Here is a 17,501-nt window from a genome sequence, read left to right on the forward strand (position 1 = left end):
ACTGATTTAAAAGGGGATTTTATGGTCGGGACGGAAGGATTTGAACCTTCGACCACTAGCACCCCATGCTAGTACGCTACCAGGCTGCGCTACGCCCCGAACTGGTTGGGCATAATAACTTGTCTGTTTTTAAAAGACAAGGTTGTCGTTGAAATCGTTTTTAATTTTGAGAGTTTTGTGCGGCAAGCTATTAGTTTTGGTGATATTGGGCTCACTTGGCTTTTAGTTACCGCTGCTGTCATTAAGCGAAGGCATTGATGCCGGTTATGTGGCGGCCTAGTACTAGGGTGTGTACATTGTCTGTGCCTTCGTAGGTGAAAACGGACTCTAAATTCAGCATATGGCGGATCACGCTGTATTCTAGACTGATGCCGTTACCGCCTAAGAGATTTCGGCAGGCTCTGGCTATTTTTAGTGCTTCGCGACAGGCGTTGCCCTTCGCTAGTGAGATCATTACCGGGGTCTCGCGTTTTTGATCTTTTAATTGGCCGATTTGTAAATTCATACATTGGGCTTTGATAATCTCTGTGTACATTTCTGCTAAATCTTTCTGTATAAGCTGGAAAGAAGCAAGGGGTTTGTCGAATTGCTTGCGCTCTAGTAGGTAATCGCGAGTGATATCAAAACAGGCCATTGCTGCTCCCATAGCTCCCCAAGCAATACCATAGCGTGCCTGACTGAGGCAACTTAGCGCAGCGCCTAGTCCTTTCTCGCTACCGGCTAAAAAGTTTTCGTCGGGGACGAATACATCTTCAAGTACTAATTCACCAGTGATAGAGGCGCGCAAAGACATCTTTTGTTTGATTTCTGGGGCAGAAAAACCCTTAAAATCTTTCTCAACAATAAATCCACGAATTCCTTCATCCGTTTTTGCCCATACAATAGCAATATCAGCTATGGGGGCATTGGTAATCCACATTTTTGCGCCATTTAACCGCCAGCCACCAGCTACCTTTTTAGCTGTCGTACGCATAGAGGCGGGATCAGAGCCTGAATCAGGTTCTGTTAGGCCGAAGCAGCCGATAATTTCTCCGGCTGCCATAGCGGGTAAAAACCGCATTTTTTGTTCTTCATTACCAAAACGAAAAATGGGATACATACACAGAGAGCTTTGTACGGAAACAAAACTACGCAAACCGCTGTCCCCTCGCTCCAGCTCCTGACAAACCAGGCCGTAAGCCACATACGAAGCTTCTGCTCCACCATACTGAGCAGGCAGAGTGAGGCCTAATAAGCCAAGCTCAGCCGATTTTTTGATAAGCTGTTTAGGGAATTGGCCATGCTCGAAGGATTCGGCCATTAAGGGGATCACATCATGTTTAACAAAACGTGCGACGCTATCGCGAATCATACGTTCATCATCTTGTAATTGCTCGTCAAGAAACAGCAAGTCGTCCACGTTCTTTCTCCCTTTTTACTGAATATAAAGCTCTAACAGCTTCGACAATAGAATCACGACTAGGTAATAAATATTGCCAGGCTGTGCCTAATGGTATGAAACAATCTTCACCTGTAATGCGTTTTACTTTCAAGCGGTTTGCTGCCTTTTCTATCAACATAGTCATCAGAGCCTCGCTGAGCGAACCACTGCGTCTGCCTTCATCAACAATGAGTACTCGTTTAGCTTTGGCGACCTCAGCCAAAATTGCCTCCTCAGGAAGCGGGCTTAGCCAACGCAAATCGACAATTTTCACAGCAATATCATGTTGTTCTTTGAGAATCTTCGCTGCTTGTCGCGATAAATAATAGCCATTGGCATAGGTGAGAATCACTGTATCGCCCTCACCAAAAACACCTACCTCACCAGCAGCGATGTTTTGATCTACGGCCGGATAATCAAAAAGCCAACCATTATCGCCAGGTTCATGTAGATCTTTTGTCATATACAAAGCAATAGGCTCTAAGAAAACAACAATACGACCTTCCTGATGGGCTAGGCGCATGCAAGTTCGTAACATTTTTGCGGCGTCAGGGCCGTTAGACGGACAAGCTACGATAACGCCCGGTAAATCGCGTAAAACAGCAATCGAATTATCATTATGAAAATGCCCGCCAAAACCTTTCTGGTATGCTAACGACGCAATACGAATCACCATTGGGTTCTGATATTGCCCATTAGAGAAAAAGGATAAGGTAGACGCTTCGCCCCGCAATTGATCTTCAGCATTGTGTAAATAAGCCAGAAACTGAATCTCTGGAACGGGTAGAAAACCATTATGAGACAGACCAATTGCCGTACCTAAAATAGTTGTTTCATCTAAGAGAGAATCAAATACTCGACGTTGACCAAATCGCGCTTGTAAATCTGCAGTGACACGATAAACGCCGCCTTTTTTACTGACATCTTCTCCGAAAATCAGCATATTGGGGTATTGCATCATCAGATCAGTTAAAGCGAAATTAATCTGCTGACAAAGATTACGTTTCATCGCTAACTGATTATAGGCTGAGCCAAAAATCTTCTCGCGTATTGCCTTCTCAGGCAGAGGATAAGGCTGTTTATTAGGCCCTTTAGGTAGCAAAGAAGCCATAACCTCCTCTGCACTAGTCATTCTCGGTAGACGAATGGCTTCCATTGCCTTCGCTTCAATAAGTGTCCTATTGTCTTGGTAGAGTTGCAAAATAGCCTGGCGGCTCATTAGGCCTTCCGCTAACAGAATACGAGCGGTATGCAATAGGGGATCGTTTGCTTCGCGCCCATCAATTTCTAGCTGTGAATTATACTGCGACTCAATATCAGAGCCGGCATGTCCAAGTATGCGGACACATTTCATATGCAGAAAGACGGGCTGTTTGCGGACCCTCGCTATATATTCCGCCTGCTGTGCTTTCAGGTAGATATCCGCAATATTCAAACCATCGCAGCTTAGATAATGTATACCTGGTCGTTGCTTTATAGAGGTCTCAATCCAATCATTCGGTGTGGGTACTGAAATCCCAAGACCATTGTCTTCACAGATAAAGATTAGGGGCAGGGGATATTGCTGCGTTGCAATCCATGAGCAAGCATTCAAAGTTGTTTGTGCTGAAGCATGGTTGGTTGATGCATCGCCAAAGGAGCAAAGAATCACTGTATCAGCAGGTAATTTCGAATGAATTGCCAATTCTTTTGCACGGGTTATTGATATTGCCGTACCCAGTGCCTTTGGCAAATGCGATGCAATTGTTGAAGTTTGCGGGGGAATTGTCAGCGCTACACTGCCAAAAACCTTATGACGACCGCCCGCTATTGGATCGGAGGCAGCAGCAACAAGTGATAGTAAGATATCGCGCACACCATCTCCATCGTCCAACTGCTTGGAGCGCTGCAAATAGAATGCGCCGCTACGATAATGCAGAAAAGCCATGTCCGTTGTTCTAAACACTTGGCCAAAAACGGCATTCCCCTCATGCCCACTACTACCGATAGTGTAATAAGACAGCCCTTTCTCTTTCAGTTGCCGGGCAATCAGATCTAAAAGGCGTGATTTAATTTGTGAATCAAATAACTCAATTGCGAGTTTTTTATCTATTCCGGCCTGCTCAAGGCTAGTAGAACTTCGAGCTTCGGGGAAATCATCTTCGCTAACCCGTTTAATAAATTGCTCATCGACTACGCTGGCTCTATCTAACATCATTACACCCTGTCCTTAGTCCATTCCCATTCGGCGATGGGTCAAGTAATTGCAATATCTGCCGATACAATGGGCATCAGTATAGTGAAATGACTTTGTAGATGACAAGCACATTTAAAGGAATAAAAGTATGCCTGTAGATATTTCCAACACCCCTCCTCTAAGACTCAATCCAAACCAGGAATTAAGATTCACCAGACCTGAAACCGAACTCTATGTTGGCCAGGTTTTAAAAGCTGTGGTTGTTAAGTCTTTGTCGGAAAGCCAAGTTCTTATAAATATCAACGGCGAAAATATCAATGCACAAACCTCGCAACATATTGAACCCGGAGAATTGCTGCAGGTTAAGGTTATACAAAGCGATGAAGACCCCATTGTTTTGCAGATTTTAAAGGATAATTCGCCATTAACGCCTCTAGCGGCAGAGTTAGCAAGAACCCTGCCCAGACAAGCATCTGCAACTCAACTTCTTGCTTCATTATACGAACTAAGCCATGCCATTAACCTGCCAACTGCCCTTAAACAACAAATTAATCAGTTTTTGGCAAGCATTAGCTCAGTATCACAGTTACCCCAGCAGCTTGCCCAAGCGATCGCAAATAGCGGTCTATTTTGGGAGGCCGCCTTATTAAATTGGCGACGAAATAAGTCATCAGGCTTGCAGACTGACTTCAAAGGGCAATGCTTACGCTTGCTTGCAGCCCTTATTGAGGAAGGCGCCATGACACCGAGCACTCATACTAGCAATGAACAACGTGAATCCCTACTGCTACCAGGGGCAATTCCCCAGCCCTTACCGCAAGCTTCGGCACAATCGTTCTCAGGACAAGCCTTAAGTACTGTGCTAGCAAGTTTAAGGGAGCAGACTGAGCAAGTTTTAGCGAGGATTAAAACCGGCCAACTTAATAATTTACTACAGCCAGAGGGGCAACCTTATAGCATCATGCTGGATCTTCCCTTAGGAACAAACAGAGGTTTTGATTTGATCGCTTTATCGATTAAAGAAGAACGTCAAGGAACCCCCTTTCCCAGCTCAAGTTGGTCCATCAGTTTTGCACTCAACCTACCTGAATTAGGTGACATTCAAGCTAGGGTTAAAATCAATGAATTAGCCATTGATGTACAAATCAATGCAGAGAAGCAGGAAACTCTAATCTTATTAGAAGCAAATCAATCTATCTTCGATAATCTTATGGCCAATTTAGGCTTAACTCTGCGCTTATGGAATTTACAACTAGGCCTGGAAAAACAAAATATTGAGGGTAGCAATTTACGTTTATTGGATATACGCATATGAAGAAAGACAAAAAACAAGCCATTGCCCTAAGTTATGATGGACAATCAGCGCCCAAAGTCACAGCTAAGGGTGAAGGGAAACTTGCTGAGCAGATCATAAAGACAGCACAGAAACATGGTGTTCCTTTGCAAAAAGATGAAGAGTTAACCGCCTTGCTTTCTGAGGTAAAACTTAATGAAGAAATCCCGCCAAAGCTCTATCTGGCTGTCGCGCAGCTGCTCAGCTTTCTCTATTACCTGGATTCTAATCAATTATCTACTGGCGCAGCGGATAAGCAAAATTAATTGTTCAACTCTCAGCTTAGCATCCGTGACCTACCAAGCTAATTCGCATCGCCTCGAGAATCAAAAAGCTGGTAATAGGTCAGCCCTATCACCCTAATACTGCGCTCTGGATGACGTTGCGCTGAGACAAGGAGGGACGTGACCTATTACAAAGCTGCGGTTGGAGGAGAGTGTCCTTCTTCGTCCTTAGGGGCCTCGGGCTCATTTGCACCTTTTGTACCGTCAAGTTGCGGTTTAAATTGTTGAGTGCTGCTTATGCTTTGTAAACGATCAGCAACAGCGACATTGCTTGGAGCGGGAATTAATTGCTGACGGCATTCAACACGATTGATTGATACAAGGATATCTAGCATTCTATTCTCCAAGCCAGGTAATTTATTAGATAAGTCCGGATTATCGTGTAATGCAGCCATGATATCTTTAGCAGTATCTCTTATATGGGGGAGAGTGTTTTTGGTAACATCATGCTTTGCAAGTCTAAGCAGAGCATCCAGATTATCTTTACCCCTCCAACAAGTCAGTTTTACCTTTTCTCGCAAGATCATCAGTCCAGTTCTTAATTCCAGTTAAAAAGCAGAAATCTTGTCTTCTTCAATTTTGACCTTTTCATAGCGCTTAGGGGGGTGTTATTTTGAGCTTCAATTGATCTTAAAAAAGAATCATCCAGCTCTTCCGCGACCAAAGTCAGCTGTCCTTTCTTAGCTATATTATCTATCATCTCGACTGGAACACTGTCTAACATACTACAGGCATCTTGAGGTTCTGATAATTTCTGGGCGAGCTTTTGAATAGTTTGCTTTACCGCTATCTCTTCCTCTTGGGCTTGTCTTTTTGGCTTTGAATAATTAGGTGCTAAATCTTTGACTGTTTCTTCTTTAGATCTTGCCATAGCGGCTCTCCAACTTCAGCAACAGTATTTGGGGTCATGTGTATCATCTAAAACCAATTGATTATTGAGTACGCCAAGACTTATAAATACATTTCACTCTCTCATTGGTTTAATTTCAGACTAAATGAAAATAAAGTTTTCAAACTTGGCATCTCAGACAATCTCGCTAAAGCCGAGTTTTTGTTTTCAATCTATTGGCTTAGGCTCACTTTGTTAGAAAAGGCAAACTGGCAATAAATGTTCAAATATTCTACAATTTAACAACAGGTAGAAGACTTGAGGTTAATCATGAAATGGATCGCAATAGCCCCAATGATCATCTTGTTAGCAGCCTGCGGTTGCTGTACAAACACTGGTTATGTTGAGTACCGGCAAGTGAGTTACCGACCCGCGGTTATCGCCACACCAGTAGTTACAACCTCCGTTGTTGCAACTCCAATTTATTATGATCCTGTCACTATTATCGATGATGATCCGATTGATGTGACAACAACAACCATTGACTATTATTAGAGGTCAAGGTTAGGAAACGTCAGTTATGGATAAGAATCGTTTAAACGATTCTTATCCATAACTGACGCTTGGAATGGGACTTTTTGTTGACTAGCAAAATTTTCCTTTAGCCTGATTTTTGAATTGATTTTAATTTAGACATTTATTCAAGAATAAAAAAAGAGTAAAATAGCTATTTTTTGCATTACAGTCCTGCCGTTTTCTACGATTGTAAGAACTAAATTTAGATAAATCAGGTAAAAAAATGACCCCCTATGTAATTATCGCTTTTTATCAATTTGCCCCCCTTAATGATTACGAATTCATGAGAGAACCCCTGCTACAAACCATGAGGGACAATAACGTAAAGGGTACAATTATTTTGGCAAGCGAAGGGGTAAATGGTAGTTTTTGCGGCCTTCGGGAAGAGATAGCTCCCCTTATTGCACACTTGAGAAGTTTCCCTGGATTAAAAGAGATCGTTTTTAAAGAAACTTATAATGATTTCAATCCCTTTGCCAAAGCAAAGGTTAAATTGCGTAATGAAATAGTGACTATGGGTGTATCAGGAATTGATCCCCTCACTTTACCTGGCACACATCTAAATCCAGACGAATGGAATGCGCTGATTAGTGATCCGGAAGTAATCATTATTGATACGCGCAATGACTATGAAGTTAAGCTAGGTACCTTTAAAAATGCTATCAATCCCGAAACTGAAAATTTCAGAGATTTTCCTGCCTATGTTGAACAACATTTAACAGACAAAAAAGACAAAAAAATTGCAATGTTTTGCACTGGTGGAATTCGTTGTGAAAAATCAACGTCCTACTTAAAAACACTAGGATTTAATGAGGTTTATCAGCTCAATGGTGGGATCTTAAATTATTTGGAATCTGTCGACCAAGAAAACTCACTTTGGGAAGGCAGTTGTTTTGTTTTTGATGACAGGGTTGCCGTAGATAAAGATTTAAAGGGTTATGAAAAAGGTAGTATTGACCTTGAGTGGAAAAATAAACATAGAAAAAAAAGCGATGTTTAATAAACAAACACTATTAATATTGCCTTAATTTTACCCCGATATACTCACATTAATAGCTATCACAGCGAGACGTATACATGCCAAGAAGTAGCTTAGACATAAAAACTTATGTCCAACGCCTGTTAGGCGATAATCTAGAACCTGTTTCCCGTAAAGATCAACAGCTTGCTTATGGCTATCCTACAGAACGAAAAGTTTACGAAGATCCCATAGTTGAAGGAAAACAAGTTGTCGTAGTCACTGAGGGCGTGCAGTCTGTTGGGCAACCTAATGCCATCCACGAAGCAAATAACTACATTGACAATCTTGCTGCCGCAGCAAAAGCGCTAATTGATAAAGATAATCCAAAAGATAAAGAGCTTAGAAAAAAGGCCATTGATAATCTTGCTGAAAACTTTAAGAAAACTATTCAAGACAACATCGATCCTCGAAAAGCCACTGGCAATTTATTTAAGAGCAAAAAGCAAACCGTCAATAAAGATTTCTTAGATGAACTTGACACAGCACAAGAGATATTGAGCGACTACACCCAGGCTCTTGGGAAATTAACGGGGCATAAATTAAAAGAATTAGATGAAGCAGGACATCAGCTACGCAGCCAAAATCGTGCAACTCTTATCCATCGCTTTCAAGCTCCCAATGCTAAAGAAGGTGAAGAGCAATTCATTATGTATATTCCTTGTGGACGCTATACCAAGCGTCAGCAAACTCTGATGGGCAAAGGCGAGTCTCCTAACCGTGATCATGATACAACTAGCCATAACCGCGCCAATCTGGTTTTAGGAAACTCTAGCATGGCTCGCATGGTAGCCGGAACACGTCATGCTGATGGGACGGTAACTATTCTTCATGACAGCTTCACTGGTCCAGGCGCTCGGATGCCCTATTCAGATTTCAAGAGTGCTGATAGTTATAAAAAACTGGCTATTAAAGCGGTTACGCTAATAAACCAGGAAGAAATTATTCAAACCTTGGCTCAGCGACAAATCGATCGCATGTCTAACGATGAGCTAAGAGAAAAAATCCCTGTAGAACATCTGCCTGCCCGGCTTCCAGAAGACGAGAAAGAAGCACGTAAGACCTTAATTGAATTATACCTGGCTAGCCCCGACTACCAGCTCTCTGTGACAGAATGCTATACCCAAGTCGTTACTGCAGGACAAAAGGTTGCTGCTGAAAATCAGCATGAGCAATTTCAGTATGTACGAGAAGTGATGGATGCCTTCGATGGTACAAAGGTCAAGGTCACTATCCAAACTGGTGAGGATAGCGAAGCGGAAGCTAAGGTCAATTATCAGGCACGCATGGGCTCATGGGGGGTAAACTGGTTTAGAGGCAAGCATAATCCCTTAGCTGACAATAGTATTACTCAAGAACAAAATGCCCGTTTTATCAATCAGATGACTAGGGATGTGCTTGAGAATTTAAAGCAGGTAAAAGGCGAGCTACAAGATTTTGATAGGATTGACGCGCTTTATAGGCTTTTGAACAACAGCAAAACTAGAGAAGACGAAAAAGCCATCGCTCAGCTAGAAAACGGCCACCTTATACCGCTAAGATCCCTCTACCGCAAAGCCTTATTTGAGTATTTCAATGAATATAGCAAAGGCGAAGAAAATTGGAATCGCGATGAATTAGATCGGCTTAAAGGCCAAGTTGAGCTTTATGAAGGCCAAATTAAGATACAAGAACGTAGAATCTACAGAATACATAAAAGAATCGACGATCGTAGAAAATCTGATTTTCTAGATAACAGAGATGAGATCCTAAGAGTCTTAGGCGACTTAAAGCAACAAATTGAACCAGCACTGACCTCCGAGGAGACCTCTCCAGAGCTAAAAGCTAAATTACAGCATTTCTATAATACCTGCGCTTACTTAACCCATGCACAGGAACTGTACTATAAAGATACCTGGTATAAAGACAAAAACAATTTTAACTTACAAGCATTGATGGCTTCCTTAGCGGAAGAACTTGATTATGCCAATACCAAGGGATGCAAGAGTAATAACGACCGCGGTCAAAGGCTTGCCCAAAAGATAGTAGGAAATGCCTTATGGACTAAAATGAGTGACAGCGGTTTATATACGCGACAATTTCTCGATCGCAAACGAACACATAGAGAGGAAGTCAGCCCGATTGAAGCACTTGATCGCAAGTTAACAACCATTCAAGCCCTTCACCATACTGCAAATACAGGGGTCTCTGGTGGTAAATTTGAAATCGATAAGGCCTATTTCGCAGATAATGGCCTCTACGGTAAGGTTGCAAATCTGGCTAAAGTAAAAGATATGCAACCCAAAAATGCTATAACTCAAAATCTAGATTTAAAATTGGGTATTGGCGCAGCTCTCGGGTTAGCCGCTGGTGCGGCTGTTTTAGCTTTATGCTTGTTCCCACCTGTTGGCCTTGCCTTAGCAACCACTGCTTTGGGAATTGCCGGTGTAACTGCTTTAGCTGCAGTGGTTACTTTTCTTACCATATTATTATTAACCGCAGGGGTTGGAGTAATTCAAAATATTCGTCATGATAAGCAAATCCAAGCTTCTGCTGATAAGGGGCTTGAGATGGCTGAGAGCACCTTAGCTAACGCGCACTCGAGCAATAATGATAGGCTACATCAACTCTTAGGTGTTGATCACGTCGGTAGTGATGCACATCCAGATAATGAGCATAGAAAAATTGTTTCGAAAGACCAAACCGAGCACGGCGTAAGTCTTGGATACTCTGATGGCGATGAGGATCAAGCCCATAAAGGGATAAGCCTAAGTCAATCATAACATTGCAATACCGTAGCCGTAGAACAGAAAGAGTTTATGAATTACTATAGCTATTCAGTAAATCCCTCTCTTGAATAGCTATGCATCGTCTCATGTCCTTTTTAGTGCTTTGTTCTCTAAGCCAGTTGGCTAATGCCTTACCCAAAGGATTTGTCTATTTACACGATCTTGCCCCTACTATCATTGAGGATTTGCGCTACACAACCAGCAATAATTTTATTGGACGCCCCATCACTGGTTATAAGGCAAATCGCTGTATTTTAACCCTGCAAGCTGCCGAGCATTTACTGAGGGTGCAGCAAGCAGCTAATCAACAAGGCTACAGCTTGAAGGTCTATGATTGCTACAGGCCTCAACGAGCGGTGGATACCTTTTATCAATGGAGCCTTAATCCCAAGGACAGCCTGATGAAAGCGAGTTTTTATCCACGTGAAGATAAAAAATATTTATTTGCCAAAGGCTATATTGCTCAATCCTCTGGGCATACTCGCGGGAGTACCATTGATCTTAGTCTGGTAAAGATTGGCAGCAAAACCCATTTATCTAAGCCAGCAACTAACCGTTGTTATGGTAAAACCCCAAGCTATCAGGATGATAATTCGATTGATACTGGCACTCGTTTTGACTGCATGGATAGAAGCGCCAATACTGATTACCAGGCCCTCACAAAGGCACAAAAGAACAATCGCTTGCTACTGCGGCATCTAATGCTTACCAATGGCTTTATGCCTTATGAACAAGAATGGTGGCATTTCACGCTCAGAAATGAGCCTTTTCCTAAGACTTATTTTAATTTTGTCGTAAATTAACCTAAGGTCAGCCCTGTCCCCCTAACACAACGTCATCCAGAGCGCAGCGAAGGATCTCCTGAATGTGGCACCATGCTAATCCCAGAGATTCTTCGCTGCGCTCTGGATGACGGAATGCAGGGGCAGAGGGGCGAGACCTATTACTCATTACCCCTTTCCAAGCCGGATCCTTGCTTCCTTCACAAAGCTAGCCTACCTTTAGTTGTAGGGATAAGAAGTTTGGAGCACAATTATGTGGTTCGTCTACGCGGTCTTAGCCTCTATCTTGTGGGGATTGAATTATACCTTGGCTGAAAAAATACTCGATCGCATTTCCCCCATTAGCTTAATAACCATTGAAGTATGGATAGGTGCAATTCTATTTACTGCCATTTCTTATTTCACCACACTGAAAAAAGATCTCGCAATATTAGCCTCCGATCACTATATCCTTTGGCTGACCATTGTTGAGGCGCTAGTAGTCTTAATTGCCGGCTTCTTTATAGTCGCCTCAATCCATCTCAAGAATGCAACGGTAGCCGGTATCATTGAGTTGACTTACCCCTTATTTATTATCTTTTTCACTTGGTTTTTATTTAGTGAGATTCACGTTAACTCCTCAGTGATAATCGGGGGCTTATTAATTTTCTTAGGGGTTTTAATTATCAGTTTGGCTTAAAATAACGTATTATCACTTGACATTGAACCCAATTTAAAATCATACTGTTCATAATTTATATCTTAATGAACCCATTCTCAATGAAACGATTCGATTTACACATGATGATGCGCAGCCTGGACACTGTTTTGTCCAGGTTGGGCGGATGCATATGTAAATCGGCGTTGAACATCTGAATCCTACCCAATACCAGTGTCCAGGCTAACTTCACAAACGCCATAACAGCTTAGATTTACATTAATAGTGAGGTTACAATGGCTAGCTCATACCAACATCTACAAACTTTGTTGATTAGAATTCCCTTTATTTTGAAGGCCTATATCCAAGATAACATCCAACCCGTTTCGGCAAAATATAGTTATCCAGGCGAGCAGGGTATTAATCCAGCTTTTGAAGCACTGGATCAAGTCAAAACGGGCTTAGCTCTAAACGAAAAACGACTTTTTGCGCTACGCTCAGACTTTGTTATTGCGACTGGGGTCAAAAATGCTTATCAAGAACATAATTATCGCGGCCTAAAAAATATTTTACCGGAGTCTTCCCATAACTATGTGAACTGGGAGGATCGCTATGGCCATCCCTCACTGGTCACCCCTGGCGAACACTATGATGGTCGTGTGTTCTATGCAGGATTCGTCTGTCAGCGGGCTGAGTATTTAGAGGTTTTCCTCTCCTCTGGTCGCTTTAATCGCGTAGATAGAACAGAGGAAGGTATCCAACCTCTCAGCGAGGAACAAAGGACTATCATAGAAACCTATCTAAGCTTGCAGTTCTCAAAGGCCTATGGCGAGCAAACAGTTGTATTTTACGATACCTACCCCGGCAAAGAGGATGATGAAGATTCTGCCCTATTTTTTAGAGATCAGCCCTTTCCGCTAACAAAGAAATCCCGCGCTTACACCAAAGCTTCTCTAACAGAGGCGATAGAGCTCTCTGAAACAACTCTGGGTTTTGCGCAAGCCCGTCAATATCTGCAAGCTAATATTCCAGCCCTCCAACCCAAATATAGTTATGAAAACGAAGGCGCTTGCCTTAATCCTGGTTTTGAAAATATCGAGCAGGTCAGCCGCCCCTTGCAGATACTTGAAAAACGCATTTGGGCCTTACGCTCAGATCTGATTCTAGCTACAGGGGTTAAAAATGCCTATCAACAGGAATATGGCTATCAGGGATTGGTCGATAGTTTCGGAAAATCAAGCCTAGACCACCTAAATTGGAAAGATCGCTATGGTCACCCAACTCTGGCAGTTCCTGAAGGGGATTATGATGGCGGCATTCTATATGCGGGTTATATCTGCCAGAGAAAAGGGTATTTGCAAGTCTACTTAGCATCTGGCCGCTACGATCGCCATGATTTAAATTCAGAGCAAAGAGCAATTCTTGAAGCTTACATAGCCGCCCAATTTCAAGTTGCCTATGGACAGCAAAAAATTGTTTTTGATTTTGCTGATCCAGATAATAGCTATTACCACACAACTTTTTTTAGCAACGACCTTTTCTCGCCAGACAATCCGCAACGTCAATATAATCAAGCAACTATCCGAGAAATTTTGACTAATGGCTTGCTATCGGAAGATGAGCTTGCAGATAAGGATGAGGACCAAAGCCGTAAAGCGGTTGCTTAACCATTGATAGCACAACAGTCTAGGGTTCAGAGTTTCGAACCCTAGATTACTTCACCTGAGGATTTTACTAGGAACCTCCTAAAAGGAGTCGCCTTAGGACCCTTATAAATTCCTGATTTCATAATCTCTTAATAATAATCTATTAACATTAGCTAGATAACTTTCCAAAAAAGGTAAATTCAATGACTATAATCACTGATACTATAACTAACGCCTTTGTAAGTGCTAACCCAGAACTAAATAAGCAGCAAGTATCAAAAAGTGAAATATTTGAAGAGACTATTTTTAGACATGCTTGCTCACTTAATCCAGAACTTACCCAAAATATGTCTTTTAAAATTGCTGATAATGCCCATTATCAGGTCAAAGATAATCGTTTAGTGGTTACTTATTTGCAGTTAAATAATATTGATGATTTCAAAAGATTGGCAGCAATTTATGAAGCCGCTTATCCTGGATTAAATGTCAAAGTTACTGATAACTCTGTTTCAACAAGAAAGGTAGGGCAAAATTGTATATATTTTGCCTTAAGTTTTGACGCAAAAGCATTTATTGAGCAGGTAATTCCTACACTTGGAAAGCCTGTACCCCCTGTAAGTGTAGCTCCAGAAAAAGCGGAGAACATTCAGTACTTGCACCTATATCGCGGTGGCCATGTTTATCCCTATAACAGTGAATTAGCTGCACAAAGGAATATACGACTTGACCAAGAACTAGAAAATAGAAATGTCGCACTAATTAGACAAATCCAAGAATTCTGTAAAGATACTTCGTTCTGGTCTACAAAGGTGCGCTCTGGATATGGTGTACAGCTAGAAACTGGTGTTGTTCCTCATGGAGTCGCTCAAATTTTAGACCTTATCGAAAACAATCCCGATCACCTATCCTCCGCAGCCTTACTTCAAGCTATTGGTAAGGTTGCTGAATCAAAATACAGTAGGAATTGGCAGCCCTTGCATTCATTTTTTAGAGGGCGGGATGATAAGACCAATGAGTTTTATGGGATTTTGCAGGATTTGTCTTCGTCTTCTGCAAAGAATGGCGTTTCCCAAAAACTGGAGCAGTTTATACCAGCAACAGACGAAACTAGCCTGCTATTATCCTAGAGGACGTTCTGCGGCAAAAATGCTATAGGGGCGTAATAGGTCACGTCCCCCCCACCTCATATCTAAGGAAAACCTTGATGCAACGCAGTGTAATCAAGGTTTCATTAAATTGACTACTCTGGGAATCCTTAACTCTTAGCCCGTTTTCCCCTCATGCAATCCCCTTATTCTAAGCAACCGATTCACGAATAACCCAGATTCGCTTGGATGCCCCAGTGCCAGCAGTTGCCGCTACTGTTTCTGTCCACAAAACCAAGGGTTTATCTCCTGTTGCCATTGGCATAGCCTGTGAAGACAAAGCTACCGCAAAAGGATATTTTTTCCGAACCGACTGCAAGGCGGTTAAAACTTTCGACGAGTCTGCTTGGTTATCTTTAAGCACTAACTCATTGCCTCGATAAATAACCGTCACAGCCTGTCCTTTGAGCGCTTGCTTAACTACAGTTTCCAAACGGCGCCAACGAGCTTGTCTGCCACGTTGTAATTCAGCCTGTGTCGGGTTCTGCTGGAATTTAATGCGGGTATGGGGAGCAAAGACCTTCGATAAGATGTTATTCCCTGGTTTCTGCTGTAAGAAATAGGTACATAAAGCATCAACCAATGAGCGATAATGGCCAGAAACAGAAACAGGTGTACCTTTTCGATTATTAATAAAAATTGCAAAGGCTAAAGTATGATCATTAGCCGTATATAAAAAGCCTGATAAACTAACAACCCCAGTCATAGTACCTGTTTTAGCGCGAACCATATCTTGCTGGTTTGGTTTCTTAAAACGCTTTTGCAGAGTACCATCACGGCCAGAAACTGGTAGGGCAGCGATATATTCATAGGTCAGCGGGAATCTGTCATAAAGAAAGCGTAACAAACCTACCGTCTGCTCCGGCGTCAGTAAATTGTTGCGCGATAAACCTGAACCATCAGTTAATACCGCATTACTTAAATTTATTCCAGTCTGTTGTTGCAGGAATTTTTTCACCTGCACTTGCGCCAGATCCCAATTAACAGGTGCGCCATTTAGCTTTTCTGCTGCATGCAAAAATAGACTATCTGCATAGAGATTATCAGAAGGCTTCAGCGTATCAGCCATAATTTGTGAAATTGGCTTTGATGATTCTGAGGCAATCAACAACGAGCCGGAAGGTGCTTTGCCCAATAACACATTGCCTTCGAAGACAATATTAGCGTCACTCAATTGTCGCTTAATTAAGCCCTGGGCATAGGCTAAGGGATTACGAATTGCCATCTTTTGCATAACCGCCCATTGGCCAACCCCTACGCAACCACGCACGGTTAAGTGGTTATCTTTGTCCATTGAAAAATCGACGCCACAATGCGCTGAAGTTGCTTTGGTTTTCACCTGATTGCTTAAGACAATACTAGAGCTCGCGTCATCCGTTTCAACAACGGCTGGTTCATCAGGCTTACCGGCGGGATTAACTGTTACGGTTAAACGGTTAGTATCGATCATTAGGGGCGCAGTTGGGGCACCATAGCTATAGACCAAATCCGAAACCATCCAACCTGGGGGATAAGGATTTGCCACAGCATGGCTGCTATCAATATAGACATTACCTTGAATATGCTTGATTCCCCACGATTTCAATCCAGCAATAAGTGCGGCGAGACGATCATGGTTGAAGGAAGGATCTCCAGTAAGATGCAAATACAATGAACCTTTCAAGATCCCCTGCTGTAATTGCGTGGCATTTGTACTGAGCTGATTTTTGAAACGATAATCAGGTCCTAAAACCATAAGGGCTGCTGCGTCAGAAAAAAGCTTCATATTGCTTGCGGGAATAAAGGTACGCGCTTGATTGCGATGATAAAGCGTTGCTCCCGTTGTTAGATCAACCACTTCAATACCAATATTCATCGTAGGATCAATTTGGTTAATCATGCGATCAGCACCACTTTGAATACTAGCATACGAGGATGCTGATAAAAGCGCGCAGAACATACCCGACAGCATCCTTTTCATCGATTCTCATTCCTTCTCATAATTAGGGACATTTTTTCGTTGATTTTTAGCGATCACCATAGAATCTTTAGACAGGACTCTGAGATCAAGAAAATAAGTGTCTAATCATAGCGCAAGCCCATCTTCTCCAAAAGCCCTGCCAAGGTATCATTATCGAAAAATTTTACTTGCAACCAGCCACCCTCCGCATTATCGCTAATAATTTGTACAGGAGCGCCAATTTGCTCAGCAAGAACAGTCTGCAAACGCTCTATATCTCGATCTTTTCTAGGATTAGCATTCAGTGGTTCGTTAGTCTTTAACTCCCTCACCTTCTTTTCAAGTTGTCTCACAGACCAATCATTTAAAATGATTTGCTCGGTTAAATACAATTGTTGTGCGGGAAGCAAGCCAACCAGCATACGTGCATGACCAAGAGAAAGCTGTTCTGCTCGTAATCGTTCCTGTACAGGTTCACTGAGGCTAAGCAAACGCAGGATATTAGCGATATGACTACGAGACTTACCCACTAATAAGGCCACCTCGTCCTGCTGAAAATGGAACTCTTCAAGCAACCGCCTATACCCACTGGCCTCTTCAATCAAATTCAAATCTTGCCGTTGAATATTTTCAATCAGCGTGACTGCAGCAGCCTGTTCATCGCTATAGTTGCCAATTAAACAAGGAAGTTCCTCTAGGCCTGCGAGCATTGCTGCTCGCCACCGCCTTTCGCCAGCAATAATCTCATACTTCTGAGCAGACAATTCTCGAACAACCAGGGGTTCGATTAGGCCTTGGGTTGCAATAGATTGAGCGAGTTCTTGTAGCGCTTTCTGCGCAAAATTAACTCGAGGTTGATAACGCCCTGGTTGTAACCATTCGATGGGAATTAATTTAAATACGGTTTTCATAGATCAGCAAAGTGAAGCAAAGAAGAGTTATTGTTTC

15 protein-coding genes and 1 tRNA gene are annotated in these 17,501 nt (G+C 42.4%); 9 read left to right on the plus strand and 7 right to left on the minus strand.

Annotation, left to right across the window (positions count from 1 at the left end):
• Window positions 1–22: 22 nt before the first annotated feature.
• The 3 genes from BN1094_RS00315 to BN1094_RS00325 all read right to left on the minus strand — a co-directional run bounded on the left by BN1094_RS00315 (window position 23) and on the right by BN1094_RS00325 (window position 3,614).
• A tRNA-Pro gene (locus tag BN1094_RS00315) sits at window positions 23–99 on the minus strand.
• Between the two features lie 142 nt (window positions 100–241).
• On the minus strand, window positions 242–1,399 hold the full coding sequence (locus tag BN1094_RS00320; RefSeq protein ID WP_043872451.1) for an acyl-CoA dehydrogenase family protein: 1,158 nt from the start codon (window positions 1,397–1,399) through the stop codon (window positions 242–244).
• Window positions 1,377–3,614 carry a thiamine pyrophosphate-dependent enzyme gene (locus tag BN1094_RS00325; protein WP_043873614.1) on the minus strand — a complete coding sequence of 746 codons (2,238 nt, stop codon included), beginning with the start codon at window positions 3,612–3,614 and terminating at the stop codon, window positions 1,377–1,379. The genes BN1094_RS00320 and BN1094_RS00325 overlap by 23 nt, the downstream gene beginning before the upstream one ends.
• A gap of 130 nt (window positions 3,615–3,744) precedes the next feature.
• Between BN1094_RS00325 and fliK the strand changes: the two genes are divergently transcribed.
• The gene (gene fliK / locus BN1094_RS00330; RefSeq protein WP_043872452.1) at window positions 3,745–4,911 is read left to right on the plus strand and encodes a flagellar hook-length control protein FliK; all 1,167 of its coding nucleotides are present in this window, start codon (window positions 3,745–3,747) and stop codon (window positions 4,909–4,911) included.
• Window positions 4,908–5,195, plus strand: coding sequence for an EscU/YscU/HrcU family type III secretion system export apparatus switch protein (locus BN1094_RS00335; protein ID WP_043872453.1), 288 nt, complete (start codon window positions 4,908–4,910; stop codon window positions 5,193–5,195). The genes fliK and BN1094_RS00335 overlap by 4 nt, the downstream gene beginning before the upstream one ends.
• Before the next feature lie 146 nt (window positions 5,196–5,341).
• Here the strand turns inward: BN1094_RS00335 and BN1094_RS00340 are convergent, their stop codons facing one another.
• Both BN1094_RS00340 and BN1094_RS00345 read right to left on the minus strand, forming a co-directional pair.
• Window positions 5,342–5,740 (minus strand): hypothetical protein, encoded by a 399-nt coding sequence (locus BN1094_RS00340; RefSeq protein WP_043872454.1) that lies wholly within the window; start codon window positions 5,738–5,740, stop codon window positions 5,342–5,344.
• 11 nt (window positions 5,741–5,751) lie between these two features.
• Window positions 5,752–6,084: a hypothetical protein gene (locus BN1094_RS00345; RefSeq protein ID WP_043872455.1), complete on the minus strand. Its 333-nt coding sequence runs from the start codon at window positions 6,082–6,084 to the stop codon at window positions 5,752–5,754.
• A gap of 288 nt (window positions 6,085–6,372) precedes the next feature.
• Between BN1094_RS00345 and BN1094_RS00350 the strand changes: the two genes are divergently transcribed.
• The 7 genes from BN1094_RS00350 to BN1094_RS00380 all read left to right on the plus strand — a co-directional run bounded on the left by BN1094_RS00350 (window position 6,373) and on the right by BN1094_RS00380 (window position 14,596).
• The gene (locus BN1094_RS00350) at window positions 6,373–6,597 is read left to right on the plus strand and encodes a hypothetical protein (RefSeq protein ID WP_043872456.1); all 225 of its coding nucleotides are present in this window, start codon (window positions 6,373–6,375) and stop codon (window positions 6,595–6,597) included.
• Between the two features lie 244 nt (window positions 6,598–6,841).
• Window positions 6,842–7,618, plus strand: a complete 777-nt coding sequence (gene trhO / locus BN1094_RS00355) for an oxygen-dependent tRNA uridine(34) hydroxylase TrhO (RefSeq protein ID WP_043872457.1) — start codon at window positions 6,842–6,844, stop codon at window positions 7,616–7,618.
• A 77-nt stretch (window positions 7,619–7,695) separates the two neighbouring features.
• A complete protein-coding gene (locus tag BN1094_RS00360; RefSeq protein WP_052403057.1) occupies window positions 7,696–10,398 on the plus strand; it encodes a hypothetical protein in 2,703 nt (900 codons plus the stop codon).
• A gap of 80 nt (window positions 10,399–10,478) precedes the next feature.
• Window positions 10,479–11,207: a M15 family metallopeptidase gene (locus tag BN1094_RS00365; RefSeq protein ID WP_043872458.1), complete on the plus strand. Its 729-nt coding sequence runs from the start codon at window positions 10,479–10,481 to the stop codon at window positions 11,205–11,207.
• A gap of 232 nt (window positions 11,208–11,439) precedes the next feature.
• Window positions 11,440–11,865, plus strand: coding sequence for a DMT family transporter (locus tag BN1094_RS00370; protein WP_043872459.1), 426 nt, complete (start codon window positions 11,440–11,442; stop codon window positions 11,863–11,865).
• A 254-nt stretch (window positions 11,866–12,119) separates the two neighbouring features.
• On the plus strand, window positions 12,120–13,490 hold the full coding sequence (locus BN1094_RS00375) for a hypothetical protein (protein ID WP_043872460.1): 1,371 nt from the start codon (window positions 12,120–12,122) through the stop codon (window positions 13,488–13,490).
• Window positions 13,491–13,672: 182 nt separating this feature from the next.
• The gene (locus BN1094_RS00380) at window positions 13,673–14,596 is read left to right on the plus strand and encodes a hypothetical protein (RefSeq protein WP_043872461.1); all 924 of its coding nucleotides are present in this window, start codon (window positions 13,673–13,675) and stop codon (window positions 14,594–14,596) included.
• A gap of 169 nt (window positions 14,597–14,765) precedes the next feature.
• Here BN1094_RS00380 and dacB read toward each other — a convergent pair whose 3' ends face one another.
• Together dacB and BN1094_RS00390 are read right to left on the minus strand one after the other, a co-directional pair.
• On the minus strand, window positions 14,766–16,574 hold the full coding sequence (dacB, locus tag BN1094_RS00385) for a D-alanyl-D-alanine carboxypeptidase/D-alanyl-D-alanine endopeptidase (protein WP_043872462.1): 1,809 nt from the start codon (window positions 16,572–16,574) through the stop codon (window positions 14,766–14,768).
• A gap of 101 nt (window positions 16,575–16,675) precedes the next feature.
• Window positions 16,676–17,464: a ParB/RepB/Spo0J family partition protein gene (locus BN1094_RS00390; protein WP_043872463.1), complete on the minus strand. Its 789-nt coding sequence runs from the start codon at window positions 17,462–17,464 to the stop codon at window positions 16,676–16,678.
• Between the last annotated feature and the right edge of the window lie 37 nt (window positions 17,465–17,501).

Source organism: Legionella massiliensis (assembly GCF_000756815.1).
In the GTDB taxonomy this organism is placed as follows: Bacteria; Pseudomonadota; Gammaproteobacteria; order Legionellales; family Legionellaceae; genus Tatlockia; species Tatlockia massiliensis.